This window comes from Haemophilus sp. THUN1692, from assembly GCF_059704395.1.
In genome coordinates this window covers 290338-305375 of sequence record NZ_AP046579.1, presented here as the reverse complement: position 1 = coordinate 305375, position 15038 = coordinate 290338, and the positions used below count along the sequence as shown (strand labels likewise).

Genomic DNA, 15038 nt, shown 5'->3' with positions numbered 1-15038 from the left:
TTATTTTTACTTTTAGGAGTTCCTATGACACAAGAGTACACCACTCTGCGCAATAACATTAGTATGTTAGGGCGTTTTCTCGGAGAAACAATCAACGATGCCCAAGGTGCCGATATTCTCGAATTAATCGAAAATATTCGTAAACTTTCTCGTAATTCTCGGGCTGGTGATGATAAAGCAAGACAAGAATTGCTCGACACGCTCGGTAGTATTTCTAATGAAAATATTATTCCTGTTGCACGTGCTTTCAGCCAATTTTTAAACCTCACAAACATTGCTGAACAATATCAAACGATTTCTCGTGAACATTCTCTAGCACAAAGTTCTTCTCAATCCTTAAGCGAACTTTTCAAACGCTTAAAAGAACAAAATGCCTCTGTGGAAGACGTGCATAAAACCGTCGAAAAATTATTAATTGAGCTTGTTCTGACTGCACATCCAACAGAAACAACACGTCGTTCACTCATTCATAAACACATTGAAATCAATAAATGTTTAAGCAAGCTAGAACATCATGATTTAACTGAAAAAGAACGCAATATTATTGAACGTCTATTACTTCGCTTAATCGCAGAAGCATGGCATACCAATGAAATTCGTACTGTTCGCCCAACACCATTTGATGAAGCCAAATGGGGCTTTGCGATGTTGGAAAACAGTTTGTGGCAAGCTGTGCCAGAATTTTTACGCCAACTCAACGAAACTGCCCGTGAATTTTTAGGTTACGATTTGCCAGTAGGATTAAAACCCGTACGCATTTCCTCTTGGATGGGCGGCGACCGTGATGGAAATCCATTTGTCACCGCACAAATCACCCAAAAAGTGCTTTATTTTGCCCGTTGGAAAGCGGCGGATTTATTCTTACAAGACATTAGCAAATTAGCCGATGAACTTTCAATGGTGAAATGTAGCGATGAATTTCGTGCTAAATACGGTGAACATTTGGAACCCTATCGTTTTGTGGTGAAAAATTTACGCAATCAGCTTACGGCAACATTAGCTTATTTTGATGATCTCCTATCAGATCGCACACCGCGCGTATCCGAAAGCGAGATTATTTTAGAAGATAATCAACTTTGGGAGCCGCTTTACGATTGTTATCAATCTTTAATCCAATGCGGTATGCGCATTATTGCCAATGGTTCATTGTTGAATATTTTGCACCGTATTAGTTGTTTTGGCGTAACGCTTTCTCAAATGGATATTCGCCAAGAAAGCACACGTCACACTGATGCCATTGCTGAAATCACACGCTATATTGGTTTAGGCAATTACTCTCAATGGACGGAAGACGATAAACAGGCTTTCTTAATTCGCGAATTAAGCTCTCGCCGTCCATTGATTCTGCAAAACTGGACGCCATCGCCAGAAACCAAAGAAATTTTAGATACTTGCAAAGTCATTGCTCAACAAAAACAAGGCGTAATAGCTTGTTATGTCATTTCTATGGCACGCAGTGCATCTGATGTTTTAGCCGTTCATTTACTCTTAAAAGAAGCGGGCGTGCCATATCATATTCCTGTCGTGCCATTATTTGAAACCTTAGACGATTTAGATGCAGCCGAAAAAGTGATGACTCAACTTTTCAATGTGGGTTGGTATCGTGGCGTTATCAATAATCGTCAAATGGTGATGATTGGCTATTCGGATTCGGCAAAAGATGCGGGAATGATGGCTGCCTCTTGGGCGCAATATCGTGCACAAGAAGCCTTAGTGAATTTAACAGAAAAGCTTGGCATTGAACTCACTTTATTCCATGGACGTGGTGGCACGATTGGTCGTGGCGGTGCGCCAGCACATGCGGCATTACTTTCACAGCCACCTCGTTCCTTAAAAAATGGTTTACGTGTAACAGAACAAGGCGAAATGATTCGTTTTAAACTGGGTTTACCGGCTGTAGCGGTAGAAACCTTTGATCTCTACGCCAGCGCCATTTTAGAAGCAAATCTTTTACCGCCACCAGAACCGAAACCAGAATGGCGCACTATAATGGATGAGCTTTCCACGATTTCTTGCAATATTTATCGCGGTGTGGTGCGTGGTGATAAAGATTTCGTTCCTTATTTCCGCAGTGCGACACCAGAACAGGAACTCTCCAAATTGCCACTTGGTTCTCGCCCTGCAAAACGCAATCCAAATGGCGGCGTGGAAAGTTTACGCGCCATTCCTTGGATTTTTGCGTGGATGCAAAATCGCTTAATGCTACCTGCTTGGTTGGGCGCGGGTGCCTCTATCCGTCAGATTATTGAACAAGGCAAAGGCGAGGTCTTTCATGAAATGTGCGAAAACTGGCCATTCTTTTCAACGCGAATCGGAATGTTGGAAATGGTCTTTAGTAAATCAGATGCTTGGCTTTCCCAACAATATGATCAACGATTAGTGAAAAAAGAACTTTGGTATTTAGGTGAAAATTTACGTAAGCAACTTAAAGATGATATTCAAACTGTGCTTTCACTTTCTCACCAAAGTGAACTGATGTCTGATTTACCTTGGATTGCAGATTCAATTGCATTGCGTAATATCTACACGGATCCACTCAATCTACTGCAAGTGGAATTGCTTCACCGTTTCCGTGAAAATCCAGAGCAAATCAATCCCGATGTGGAACAAGCATTGATGATTACCATCACAGGTATCGCGGCTGGGATGCGCAATACGGGCTAGCAAGATGAAAAAAGTGCGGAAAATTTTCCGCACTTTTTTATTCAAATCGATCACTTAATAAAAATTGTAAAACCGCATCCATTCTCAAATGAGGAATTGTTTTGCCCTGTTCTAAAGGCTGAGGTTCAAAACTATCGAAATCAAAGTGCGGTTGTTTTTGCCAAAATTCTGTTCTTGGTAATTTACTTGGCACCGTTCCTGGATAAAGCGTAATCGGCTGTTTATCAATAGAACGAATCCCTTGAATTGCTTTAATTTCTTTTCCTTGCTGATTCACAATTACTTGCTTTGTGGTACGAACTGCCGCAATGGCGGTATATTCCGTATCGATTCCTTCAAATTCCACATGGCGACCACCCTCTTGCACAATTTGGCGCATTAAACTCACTAAATTAGGAATTTGATCACGAGTAATATGATCCGCCTTCGTCGCAACAAACATTAATCGATCAATTCGCGGAGAAAACAAACGATGAAGAAAATTTCTGCTGCCATAATGGAAATTATTAAATAACTGATTTAAGCCCATTTGCATATCTAAAAAGGCTTGCTGGCTATGATTTAAAGGCGTTAAACAATCCGCCAAAATCACTTGACGATCAAAGGTAGAAAAATAATTTTCGTAAAAACCTTTCACAATTTTATTGCGATAATAATCATAACGTTTTGTCAACACGGCAAAATAGCTATTCGATTTGACTGTTTTTTTCAAGGTTTTCCACTGTTCTTCTGAAAGATGAATCAATGGGAAAAATTGCAATGCTGGCGCCCCCTCTAAATCACTTGGCAATACAAATCGCCCAGGCTGAATAAATTGCATGCCTTGTGACTTACATTGGTGTAAATAATCCGTATAACTTTTCTCTATCTTGGCTAAAACATCTTCATTTGCGACCGCACTTAAATCCAAATTCTGTAACATGGAAAACCAATTCTGCGCCAATTCTTCACGAACGCCAGTTGTGACCTTGATTTGCTCTTGTGACCATTGTTGAAAATCTAGATTTAATAACGGCAAATCGAGCAGCCATTCACCTGGATAATCAAAAATATCCAGATAAAGCGTGCCGCGTTCTTTCAAATGACGTAGCAAGCTAGATTGACGTTGAAAACGAATTGCTAAACGCGTTTCACTCACGCCACGAGTAGACTGAAACCATTGAGGCGGATTTTGTGACAAATTATTTAAATTACTTTCATAATCAAAACGTGGCACGCTGAGATCTTGTTGGGATACACGTTTGACCGCCAAGATTGCACCATTTCTAGCCGCCTCAAACAAGGGCAAGTGCTGTGATGAATTTTGATTAATGGAGAGAAGTTGATTGATTAAACTTGTAATAAACGCCGTTTTTCCACTCCGACTTAACCCTGTGACCGCCAAGCGCAAAGTGCGGTCAAAACCACGATTAATAATTTGATTGATTTCGTTTTGAACCCTATTAAACATTCAATATCCTAGCCATTTTTACTAATATGCCTTACAATTTGGCACATAATTTATCACAATGCATTTGTTATGTTACGCAAAAATCTTACGTTTTTCTGTTTTCTATTTGGTATTGGTTTGAATTCCCAACTTCAAGCGGCTCCGCGCGTACCAGAACACCTAACAGAAAACGGATTAACTTATTGTACTAATGCCTCTGGATTTTCTTTTAATCCGCAAACTGCTGACGCTGGCACAAGTATGAATGTGGTAACAGAGCAAATTTATAACAAACTTTTTGAAATAAAAAACCATAGTGCGAACGTTATGCCCGTGCTTGCACAATCCTATTCAATTTCACCAGATAACAAAGAAATTTTGATTAATTTACGCCGTGGGGTGAAATTTCATCATACGCCTTGGTTTACCCCAACTCGTGATTTTAATGCGGAAGATGTGGTGTTTTCAATTAATCGTGTGTTGGGTCATGATACTTACTTGCCAACTTTATCGGAAACCGCAATTACCTATAAAAACCCACAATATAAAGTGTTTCACGAGCAAGCAAGAAAAGTCCGCTTTCCTTATTTTGATAGCATTAAGCTTAATGAAAAAATTAAATCAGTGACCGCACTTTCACCTTATCAAGTGAAAATTGAATTATTTGAGCCTGATTCGTCGATCTTGTCGCATCTTGCCAGTCAATATGCCATTATTTTTTCACAAGAATATGCCTATCAATTAAGCGCTGACGATAATCTCACTCAATTAGATACTCACCCAGTAGGCACAGGGCCTTATCAAGTAAAGGATTATGTGTATAACCAATATGTTCGCTTAGTGCGTAACGAAAACTATTGGAAAAAAGAAGCAAAAATTGAAAATATTATCGTGGATTTATCTACTGATAGAAACGGGCGACTTGTCAAATTTTTCAATAATGAATGTCAAATAGCCTCTTATCCTGAAGTGAGCCAAATTGGCTTATTAAATAGCGATGATAAGCACTACTATATGCAATCCACTGACGGAATGAATCTGGCATATCTTGCCTTCAATTTTGAAAAACCATTGATGCAGGATCGTATCATTCGAGAAGCTATCTCACAAAGTTTGAACCGTGCACGTATTATTCATAACATCTATCACAATACTGCGACAGTGGCGAATAATATTATTCCTGAAATATCTTGGGCTTCTAGCGTAAACACGCCAGAATTTGACTTTGATTACAATCCAAAAGCCGCGAAGAAAAAATTAGAAAATAAACATCTTTCACTCAATTTATGGGTGATTAATGAAGAACAAATGTATAACCCAGCCCCTTTTAAAATGGCGGAAATGATTAAATTTGATTTGGATCAAGTGGGGGTAAAAGTGAAAGTACGGACAGTAACACGCACATTTTTGAGTGAGCAACTCCGCAATAAATCAGAAAGTTACGATTTAATTTTAGCTGGATGGTTAGCAGGAAATCTTGATCCTGATGGATTTATGCGCCCTATTTTGAGCTGTAATACGCAAAATGAAATCACAAATTTATCTAACTGGTGTAACGAAGAATTTAATAATTTAATGGATCGCGCGATTGCCACCTCTAATTTATCTGAACGAGCGCGTGCTTATAATGACGCTCAAGAACTGATTCTACATGAATTACCGATTATCCCTATCGCGAATGTAAAACGCATTTTGGTGGCAAATAGCCGAGTAAAAGGCGTGGAAATGACACCTTTTGGTAGTCTTAACTTTTCTGACTTACGCTTACACAAGGAGAAACCCTAATGTTGTGGTCTGTTATTCGCCATACCCTTTGGGTAACCTTGCTCTTGCTTGTGTTATCTTTGCTAAGTTTCGTGATTTTATTGCGAGATCCGCTTAATGCAGATCTCGTCACGCACAATATTTACACCAGTTATTTTAATTATTTAAGCACCTTATTACATGGCGATTTTGGCATTACTTATAACGGTGGAAAATCGCTCATAGATTTAATTTTAACGGTACTTCCACCCACATTAGAGCTCTGTTTTACCGCACTTTTATTGGCATTCATTCTCGGCGTGCCGCTTGGCATTATAAGTGCGGTAAATTCTCAACATATTTTTGCCAAGAGCTTAAAAAGTTTATCCTATGTTGGTTTGTCGATCCCAATATTTTGGCTCGCACCGATTTTACTTTATGTCGCAGCGGTGAATCATTGGGAAATCGCCTCTATTGGACAATACAATTTACTCTATGAAATAAAACCGATTACCGGTTTCCCAGTCATTGATGTTTGGTTTATGGATGTGCCTTATCGCACCAAAATTATACAAAATGTTTTGCAACATTTAGCCTTACCAACACTGGTGCTTTGCATTTTGCCAACAATGGAAATTATCCGAATTATTCAACAACGAGCAGAATATGTTTTGAACCAAAATTTTGCCAAAGTTGCCACGACACGGGGTTGGTCAAAATGGAAAATTCTCCATCAATATGTATTCCGTAATACGTTTCCTCTGCTTGTTCCACAAGTACCTCGCGTGTTTACCCTAGTATTAACTCAATGTATGTTGGTAGAAACGGCTTTAGGTTGGCCTGGAATTGGTCGCTGGCTGATCGATGCCGTAACGCAACAAGATTACAATAGTATTTCTGCGGGTGTAGTTGTCATTGGCGTTTGCATTATTTTGATCGACACATTCATTAAAGCGCTTACTTTCGTGCTCGATCCATTTAAAAAGAAAGGTTGGTATGCAAGATAAAGAACCTGAAGAATTTCGAGAAAATACCTCAATATTCCAAATATGGCTACTATTTCGCAAAAATACCGTTGCGTTGTTCAGCTTTTATTTATTAACGTTGTTAATTCTAACCGCACTTTTCAGCGGTTGGATCGCACCTTATGCTCATAATATGCAGTTTGTCGGGCAAGAATTAATGCCACCATCTTGGGTCGAAAAAGGTCAAATTGCCTTTTTCTTTGGTACTGATGATTTAGGCCGTGATGTACTAAGCCGACTAATTATGGGCACAAGTTACACTATTGGATCATCATTGCTAGTCGTACTTGCCGTTGCCTTAATTGGTGGAACCCTTGGCATTGTTGCTGGTATGTTGAAAGGCTTAAAAGCGCGTTTTGTTGGTCATATTTTCGATGCCTTTTTATCTCTCCCTATTTTGCTCATTGCTATCGTAATTTCCACACTGATGGAACCGAGTTTATTGAATGCAATGTTCGCAACACTTTTAGCGATATTGCCGTATTTCATCCATGCAATTTATCGCGCAATTCAACAAGAATTGAAAAAAGATTACGTGCTGATGTTAAAACTTGAGGGCATTTCTAATTGGGAATTATTAAAAAGTACCATTTTGCCTAATATCACCGTAATCTATGTTCAAGAAATTGCACGCGCATTTGTTGTCGCCATATTGGATATTAGCGCCTTGAGTTTTATTTCTCTTGGTGCACAGCGACCAACCCCAGAATGGGGCGCAATGATTCGAGATTCTTTAGAACTACTCTATCTTGCACCTTGGACGGTATTACTCCCAGGCTTTGCAATTATTTTTACCATTTTATTAAGCATTATTTTTAGCAATGGCTTAACTAAAGCTATCAACCAATATTACGAATAATTTATGGCACTACTAGACATCCGTAACCTAAATATCGAAATACAAACCTCAAACGGCCTCGTTAAAATTGTGGACGGCGTAAACTTATCGGTCAATGAAGGGGAAATTTGTGGGCTTGTTGGCGAATCAGGTTCTGGTAAAAGTTTAATCGCCAAAGTAATTTGTAATGCTATCAAAGAAAACTGGATTATTACCGCAGATCGCTTTCGCTTTCATGATATAGAGTTGCTAAAACTTAGTCCCAATAAACGCCGGAAATTGGTGGGTAAAGAAATATCCATGATTTTCCAAGATCCCCTTTCTTGTCTTGATCCAAGTCGGAAAATTGGTAAACAATTAATCCAAAATATCCCGAATTGGACATTTAAAGGAAAATGGTGGCAATGGTTTGGTTGGAAAAAACGCCGTGCCGTTGAATTATTGCATCGTGTAGGGATAAAAGAACACAAAGACATTATGACAAGCTATCCTAATGAATTAACGGAAGGTGAAGGACAAAAAGTCATGATTGCTATTGCAGTAGCAAATCAGCCCCGCTTGCTTATTGCCGATGAACCAACTAATGTATTAGAAGCAACAACAGCATTACAGGTATTTCGATTACTTTCTAGTATGAACCAAAACCAAGGCACAACCGTTTTATTGGCTAGCAATGACATCAGAAGTATTAGTGAATGGTGCGATCAGATTTCTGTACTCTATTGCGGACAAAATACGGAATCAGGCCCAACGCAAATGTTGCTTGAAAGTCCTCATCATCCTTACACACAAGCATTAATTAATGCCGTGCCTGATTTTACGCAGCCTTTGGGATTTAAAACTAAACTAAGTACCTTAGAAGGTACCGTGCCAATTTTAGAACAAATGCCTATCGGTTGCCGTCTTGGCCCTCGTTGTCCTTTTGCACAGAAAAAATGTATTGAAAAACCAACTCGATTCAAAATAAAACAACATGAATTTTCTTGCCATTATCCAATTAATTTACGCGAGAAAACCTTCAAAGAAAAAGCAATGAGTTTGCCATTAACACTTGCAAGCAAAGGAAATGAATAATGCCGTTATTACAAGTAGAAGATTTGACTAAAACCTTCAAAGGCCGCAAGCGTTTATTTGGTACGAGTGACTTTAATGCGGTAGAAAACGTAACTTTTTCTCTTGAGCGCCAACAAACCTTAGCAATTATCGGCAAAAATGGTTCTGGGAAATCAACATTAGTAAAAATGATCGCGGGCATTACACAGCCCACTTCTGGCAGAATTTTATTTAACGATCATGAATTGCAATTCGAGGATTTTCAATACCGTGCACAACATATTCGAATGGTGTTCCAAGATGCGAATTCAGCGTTTAATCCTCGCTTAAATATCGGTGAGGCATTAGATGCGCCGCTACGTTTAGCAACAGATTGGGATGAAGAACGTCGCAATCAAAAAATCTTTGAAACACTGCTACTTGTAGGGCTTTACCCTGATTACACAAATCTAAAAATTAAAAATCTTTCTATCAGCCAAAAACAGCGTATTGCTTTGGCACGCGCGCTGATTTTAGAACCTGAAATAATTATTATAGATGATGCACTAGGTAATTTAGATGCCTCGGTGCGCATTCAATTACTAAATTTAACTCTTGATCTGCAGCAACGTTTAGGTATCTCTTACATTTATGTAGGGCAAGACCTCGGCCTGATTAAACATATTGCAGACACAGTCATCGTGATGGATAAAGGGAAAATGATCAAGAGCGGTACGCCTAAAACGCTATTTACCGATCCACAAACAGATGTAACTGGCCGTTTAGTGGAAAGTTATTTTGGCAAAATTTTAGATGAAGCCGCTTGGGTAAAAGACAAAAACACTCACTAAGGAGAGAAAAAATGAACACACGTCCCTTTTATTTCGGACTTATATTTATCGCGATTATCGCTGTACTTGCTAACTATTTAGGAAACACTGATTTTTCCCATCATTATCATATCAGTGCTTTAATTATTGCTATCCTACTAGGTATGGCAATCGGAAATACCATTTATCCGCAATTTTCAACACAAGTGGAAAAAGGCGTTTTGTTTGCCAAAGGCACGCTTCTTCGCACTGGCATTGTGCTGTATGGTTTTCGACTCACCTTTGGCGATATCGCCGATGTTGGATTAAATGCTGTTGTCACTGATGCAATCATGCTAATTTCAACCTTTTTTCTTACCGCACTTTTGGGCATTGGTTATCTAAAAATGGATAAACAATTGGTTTATCTCACTGGGGCTGGATGTAGCATTTGTGGGGCGGCAGCAGTGATGGCGGCAGAGCCTGTTACCAAAGCAGAATCCCATAAGGTTTCAGTGGCGATTGCTGTAGTCGTCATTTTCGGGACACTTGCTATTTTTACTTACCCCTTTTTCTACACTTGGTCGCAAAATTTAATTGACGCCCATCAATTTGGTATTTATGTTGGCTCTAGCGTGCATGAAGTGGCTCAAGTTTATGCGATTGGGGAAAATATTGATCCTATCGTGGCGAATACTGCCGTCATTTCCAAAATGATCCGAGTGATGATGCTCGCCCCATTTTTATTAATGCTTTCTTGGTTATTAACACGTAGTAATGGGGTATCAGAAAATACATCACACAAAATTACAATTCCTTGGTTTGCTGTACTTTTTATTGGCGTTGCGATTTTTAATTCTTTTGATTTATTACCAAAAGAACTCGTGAAATTATTCGTTGAAATCGATTCTTTCTTATTAATTTCAGCGATGGCTGCGCTTGGCTTAACGACGCAAGCAAGCGCAATAAAGAAAGCAGGATTAAAACCTCTTATTTTAGGGATACTGATTTATTTATGGCTAGTGATTGGTGGATTTTTAGTGAACTACGGAATATCAAAATTAATATAAATTCACTTAAAATTGACCTCACTTTTAAAGTGCGGTCTTTTTTTATGAAGAATATTTTCAGATATGGTTATTTAAAACATGAAATTACGCTTTATTTCAAAGTACGATTTAACAAACCATCCTCTAAAAATAAAGGACCAATTGGGCGTTTAGGAATATCAAACTTTTGCGGATAAATCACATCAACCAAATACAATCCATCGGGTTTTGCTGTTGGTGCGGCAAGCTGACGATTTTTCTGCTCAAGTAGCCATTGCATCCATTCAATCGGCTGATTTCCAACACCGACCTCAATTAAACTTCCCACAATATTGCGCACCATATGATGCACAAAAGCGTTTGCCTGAATATCAACAATAATATATTTTCCAATACGAGACACATTCAAATGATGCACATTACGCCAAGGGGTATGAGACTGGCATTGTGCAGCGCGGAAAGAGGAAAAATCATGCTCCCCTAATAAACATTGCCCTGCCTGATGCATTTTTTCGGCATCTAAATCTAAATGGCAATGAGTCATTCCTCCCGCTAAAATCGCAGAGCGTAATTTATTACAATAAAGAATATAGCGGTAACGGCGTGCTGTTGCAGAAAATCTCGCATGGAATTCATCATCGACTTGTTTTGCCCAACTCACTGCAATGTCATCAGGTAAATGAGCATTCGTACCAAAGGCCCAAGCCTTCTCTGGACGAATTGCATTGGTTTCAAAATGAACAACCTGGCCCGTTCCACTCACACCAGAATCCGTTCTGCCAGCACAAAATATGTCAATTTTTTCATTCGCAATACAAGAAAGCGCCTTTTCTAATTCTTCTTGTACAGTGCGGACTTTTTCTTGTCTCTGCCAACCATAATAATTTTGCCCGTTATACTCAATGCCTAATGCGATTTTCATTTTTTACCTTTTGGCTTAATAAAGTGCGGTTATGGTAGCTCAAGTTTATTTGGAGCGCAAATTCACAAAATCGCTCCAGAATTTATTAACAAATAAGTAATAGCTTCCAAAAATTACAGCAATAAATGTGACATTTTTGTGATAAAGATCTCATTCTGATAATCTATCGTTAGAGTTTACACTCCAAATTACCTATAATTAATCAACATATTATGAAAAACTAAAAGGAAAATTATGAAAACATTGAGTGAATTTATTGTTGAACGCCAAGCAGAATACCCAAATGCAAAAGGGGAATTGAGCGGTATTTTGTCATCAATTCGTCTTTTAGCGAAAATTATTCACCGAGATATTAATAAAGCAGGCTTAACAAATATTCTCGGCCAATCTGGTGTTGAAAACGTACAAGGCGAAAGTCAAATGAAACTTGATTTATTCGCCCATAACACGATGAAAGCGTCATTAATGGCGCGTGAAGAAGTGGCTGGTTTTGCATCTGAAGAAGAAGAAAGTTTTATCGCATTTGATACAGAACGTGGACGCAATGCAAAATACATTATTTTAACGGATCCTCTTGATGGTTCTTCGAATATTGATGTAAACGTATCCGTCGGTACAATTTTCTCCATTTACCGTCGCGTATCTCCAATTGGCACACCTGTCACCTTAGAGGATTTCTTACAACCAGGGAATAAACAAGTTGCCGCGGGTTATATTGTTTACGGTTCATCAACTATGTTGGTATATACCACTGGTAATGGGGTTAATGGATTTACTTATGATCCATCAATCGGTACATTCTGTCTGTCACACGAAAATATGCAAATGCCAAAAACTGGACGCATTTATTCCATCAATGAAGGGCAATACCTCAAATTCCCACAAGGCGTGAAAAAATATATTAAATATTGCCAAGAAGAAGATAAAGCGACTCATCGTCCTTACGCCTCTCGCTATATTGGTTCACTTGTAGCAGACTTCCACCGCAACTTATTAAAAGGCGGCATTTATATTTACCCAAGTGCAACCAACTATCCAAATGGAAAACTCCGTTTATTATATGAAGGCAATCCAATTGCATTTTTAGCGGAGCAAGCGGGCGGTGTCGCAACAGATGGTTATCGTCGAATTTTAGATATCGAACCAACCGCACTTCATGAACGTGTTCCATTATTTGTTGGTTCAGAGGATATGGTGAAAAAAGCACAAGAAATGATGGAAGAATTTAAAGAATAATAAAAATCTCCTCGATTAAAAGAGGAGACTTTTATCAATAAGCTGATCAAAAAACTGAACTTAATGTTCGGTTTTCTTTTTCATTACATGATACGGCGAGATTGAGTGTAAGTTCTAGCCCAGTATTCTTCATCAAGGGAACTTATCGTCACGCCTTGCCCTGTACTTGCATGCATAAATTGGTTGTTACCAATATAAACACCGACGTGGTTATTTTTACGGAAGAATACTAAATCGCCTTTTTTCAACTCTGATTTACTAATTTGTTTACCTAAATAACGTTGTTCAGCTGTCGAACGAGGCAACTCAATGCCAAATGCGTCAGAAAAAGTCGTTTGCATAAATGCAGAACAATCAATACCACGTTTGGTTGTACCGCCCATACGATAAGCGGTTCCCACCCATTCATTATACACACCAGCTAAAGCCTTATCACCCATTAAAGCTGATGAACGGTTTGTTCTCACTTTATGGAAAATCCCTGAACGATTACCTTTTTCTAAATTACTAATCAAACCGGTTAATTGAGCATCATCACTTTCTGAAATAACCTGATGATTTGCCGTTCGTGGGCCATTAGAACAAGCGGTTGCGAGTGTCGCTAAACCAATAATAACTAAAATTCTTTTTAACATAATTTAAAATAATTAAAAGATATAAAATAAAATCCTGCCCGAGACTATCAAAATTTGAATAAGATTGCCAGTAAAAATCCAATTTTAATGGGATTTTTGTGATCTTTTGCGCAATTTTGGTTTAATTTGTACCACCAACGGTAATTTCATCAATTTTTAGTGCTGGCTGTCCAACACCGACAGGCACACTTTGCCCTTCTTTACCACAAACGCCAATACCTAAATCCAGTTCTGATTTATCTGCAACCATAGAAATTTTTTGCATCACTTCAATACCGCTACCGATTAAAGTTGCGCCCTTCACAGGTTTCGTGATTTTTCCCTTTTCAATTAAATAAGCTTCTGAAGTAGAAAATACAAATTTACCAGACGTAATATCCACTTGACCGCCACCAAAGTGCGGTGCATAAATCCCCTGTTCTACAGAAGCAATCAAATCATCAAACTGACTTTGTCCAGCAAGCATATAGGTGTTGGTCATTCTAGGCATTGGTAAATGGGCATAAGACTCGCGACGTCCATTCCCCGTAGGTACTACGCCCATCAAACGAGCATTCATTTTATCTTGCATATAACCTTGCAAGATCCCATCTTTGATAAGTACATTGCACTGGCTTGGCACACCTTCATCATCAATAGTCAATGATCCTCGACGATTTTCAATCGTACCATCATCCACAATCGTACATAACGGTGAAGTCACTTGTTCACCAATCTTGCCTGTGAAAAGTGAACTTTCTTTACGGTTAAAATCCCCTTCTAAACCGTGCCCTACCGCCTCGTGTAACAACACGCCAGGCCAACCAGCACCTAATACAACTGGCATTAATCCAGCTGGTGCTGCAACTGCGCTAAGATTTACTAAAGCTTGACGAACCGCTTCTTTAGCAAATCGTACTGCTCTAATATCGCCATCAATCACTTCAAAGAACCAATCTAAACCCAAACGCCCACCAGAACCACAACTGCCTCGTTCACGTTTGCCATTTTCCTCTACTAACACAGAAATAGATAAGCGAACTAAAGGACGAATATCTGCAGCTAGCGTACCATCCGTCGCCATGACTAATACTTCTTCATAAACGGAACTAAGACTTGCTGATACGCGGGTTACGCGATGATCTTCTGCGCGTGCTGTACGATCAACCAAATGTAATAGCTCAATTTTTTTCTCTTTAGTCAAACTTTCCAAAGGATTAATCGCTGCATAACGAGCAATAGGATTTACAACATTAAAAGCGGATGGCGAAATCAAATTCCCCTGTTTGACTTGCGCGATCCCCTTTACCGCCTCCGCACATTGCTGCAAAGAGGCGAGATTAATTTGATCAGCATAAGCAAAACCTGTTTTCTCACCAGAAACTGCCCGCACGCCAACACCACGATCAATATGAAAACCGCCTTCTTTTATAATGCCATCTTCCAATACCCAACTTTCATCTTGGCTAAGTTGAAAATACAAATCAGCATAGTCAATATTACGATGCGACATCATGTCGAAAATATTGAGCAATGCTTTAGTTGAAAGATTACTTGGTGTCAGTAATGTATTTGAAACTTGGTTTAACATATTTTTTCCAGTTTAAAAGTAGGTATCTAATGAAAATTTATATCTATTTAGTGCAACAATAATTAAAATCTGATTCATAAAGTGCG

12 protein-coding genes are annotated in these 15038 nt (G+C 38.9%); 8 read left to right on the top strand and 4 right to left on the bottom strand.

Annotation, left to right across the window (positions count from 1 at the left end):
- The first annotated feature begins 24 nt into the window (after window positions 1-24).
- A complete protein-coding gene (gene ppc, locus AC6H0A_RS01380) occupies window positions 25-2664 on the top strand; it encodes a phosphoenolpyruvate carboxylase (protein ID WP_005640497.1) in 2640 nt (879 codons plus the stop codon).
- A 37-nt stretch (window positions 2665-2701) separates the two neighbouring features.
- Here ppc and AC6H0A_RS01375 read toward each other — a convergent pair whose 3' ends face one another.
- Window positions 2702-4114, bottom strand: a complete 1413-nt coding sequence (locus AC6H0A_RS01375; protein ID WP_005640495.1) for a YcjX family GTP-binding protein — start codon at window positions 4112-4114, stop codon at window positions 2702-2704.
- A 69-nt stretch (window positions 4115-4183) separates the two neighbouring features.
- Here AC6H0A_RS01375 and AC6H0A_RS01370 point away from each other — a divergent pair, with 69 nt between their 5' ends.
- From AC6H0A_RS01370 to AC6H0A_RS01345, 6 genes are read left to right on the top strand one after another with little or no spacing between them, the layout of a single operon-like run.
- A complete protein-coding gene (locus AC6H0A_RS01370) occupies window positions 4184-5878 on the top strand; it encodes an ABC transporter substrate-binding protein (RefSeq protein WP_005640493.1) in 1695 nt (564 codons plus the stop codon).
- Window positions 5878-6843, top strand: coding sequence for an ABC transporter permease (locus AC6H0A_RS01365; RefSeq protein ID WP_005640491.1), 966 nt, complete (start codon window positions 5878-5880; stop codon window positions 6841-6843). The genes AC6H0A_RS01370 and AC6H0A_RS01365 overlap by 1 nt, the downstream gene beginning before the upstream one ends.
- Window positions 6833-7720: an ABC transporter permease subunit gene (locus AC6H0A_RS01360; protein WP_005635811.1), complete on the top strand. Its 888-nt coding sequence runs from the start codon at window positions 6833-6835 to the stop codon at window positions 7718-7720. Before AC6H0A_RS01365 ends, AC6H0A_RS01360 begins: the two co-directional genes overlap by 11 nt.
- A 3-nt stretch (window positions 7721-7723) precedes the next feature.
- Window positions 7724-8773 carry a peptide ABC transporter ATP-binding protein gene (locus tag AC6H0A_RS01355; protein ID WP_005640490.1) on the top strand — a complete coding sequence of 350 codons (1050 nt, stop codon included), beginning with the start codon at window positions 7724-7726 and terminating at the stop codon, window positions 8771-8773.
- Window positions 8773-9582: a peptide ABC transporter ATP-binding protein gene (locus AC6H0A_RS01350; RefSeq protein ID WP_005640489.1), complete on the top strand. Its 810-nt coding sequence runs from the start codon at window positions 8773-8775 to the stop codon at window positions 9580-9582. The genes AC6H0A_RS01355 and AC6H0A_RS01350 overlap by 1 nt, the downstream gene beginning before the upstream one ends.
- Window positions 9583-9593: 11 nt before the next feature.
- Window positions 9594-10610 (top strand): YeiH family protein, encoded by a 1017-nt coding sequence (locus tag AC6H0A_RS01345; RefSeq protein ID WP_005640488.1) that lies wholly within the window; start codon window positions 9594-9596, stop codon window positions 10608-10610.
- 91 nt (window positions 10611-10701) lie between these two features.
- Here AC6H0A_RS01345 and truA read toward each other — a convergent pair whose 3' ends face one another.
- On the bottom strand, window positions 10702-11511 hold the full coding sequence (gene truA / locus AC6H0A_RS01340) for a tRNA pseudouridine(38-40) synthase TruA (RefSeq protein ID WP_005640487.1): 810 nt from the start codon (window positions 11509-11511) through the stop codon (window positions 10702-10704).
- A 234-nt stretch (window positions 11512-11745) separates the two neighbouring features.
- Here truA and fbp point away from each other — a divergent pair, with 234 nt between their 5' ends.
- Window positions 11746-12747 (top strand): class 1 fructose-bisphosphatase, encoded by a 1002-nt coding sequence (fbp, locus tag AC6H0A_RS01335; RefSeq protein ID WP_005640486.1) that lies wholly within the window; start codon window positions 11746-11748, stop codon window positions 12745-12747.
- 83 nt (window positions 12748-12830) lie between these two features.
- Here fbp and AC6H0A_RS01330 read toward each other — a convergent pair whose 3' ends face one another.
- On the bottom strand, window positions 12831-13382 hold the full coding sequence (locus tag AC6H0A_RS01330) for an NlpC/P60 family protein (RefSeq protein ID WP_005640485.1): 552 nt from the start codon (window positions 13380-13382) through the stop codon (window positions 12831-12833).
- Window positions 13383-13503: 121 nt separating this feature from the next.
- Window positions 13504-14952, bottom strand: coding sequence for a metalloprotease TldD (gene tldD, locus AC6H0A_RS01325; protein ID WP_005640484.1), 1449 nt, complete (start codon window positions 14950-14952; stop codon window positions 13504-13506).
- Window positions 14953-15038 lie beyond the last annotated feature (86 nt).

Bases quoted from the DNA above. Each gene is read 5' to 3' on its own strand.
- ppc (WP_005640497.1), top strand. From the start codon at position 25: ATGACACAAGAGTACACCACTCTGCGCAATAACATTAGTATGTTAGGG.
- AC6H0A_RS01350 (WP_005640489.1), top strand. From the start codon at position 8,773: ATGCCGTTATTACAAGTAGAAGATTTGACTAAAACCTTCAAAGGCCGC.
- tldD (WP_005640484.1), bottom strand. From the start codon at position 14,952: ATGTTAAACCAAGTTTCAAATACATTACTGACACCAAGTAATCTTTCA.
- truA (WP_005640487.1), bottom strand. From the start codon at position 11,511: ATGAAAATCGCATTAGGCATTGAGTATAACGGGCAAAATTATTATGGT.
- AC6H0A_RS01355 (WP_005640490.1), top strand. From the start codon at position 7,724: ATGGCACTACTAGACATCCGTAACCTAAATATCGAAATACAAACCTCA.
- AC6H0A_RS01360 (WP_005635811.1), top strand. From the start codon at position 6,833: ATGCAAGATAAAGAACCTGAAGAATTTCGAGAAAATACCTCAATATTC.
- AC6H0A_RS01375 (WP_005640495.1), bottom strand. From the start codon at position 4,114: ATGTTTAATAGGGTTCAAAACGAAATCAATCAAATTATTAATCGTGGT.
- AC6H0A_RS01370 (WP_005640493.1), top strand. From the start codon at position 4,184: ATGTTACGCAAAAATCTTACGTTTTTCTGTTTTCTATTTGGTATTGGT.
- AC6H0A_RS01330 (WP_005640485.1), bottom strand. From the start codon at position 13,382: ATGTTAAAAAGAATTTTAGTTATTATTGGTTTAGCGACACTCGCAACC.
- AC6H0A_RS01365 (WP_005640491.1), top strand. From the start codon at position 5,878: ATGTTGTGGTCTGTTATTCGCCATACCCTTTGGGTAACCTTGCTCTTG.
- AC6H0A_RS01345 (WP_005640488.1), top strand. From the start codon at position 9,594: ATGAACACACGTCCCTTTTATTTCGGACTTATATTTATCGCGATTATC.
- fbp (WP_005640486.1), top strand. From the start codon at position 11,746: ATGAAAACATTGAGTGAATTTATTGTTGAACGCCAAGCAGAATACCCA.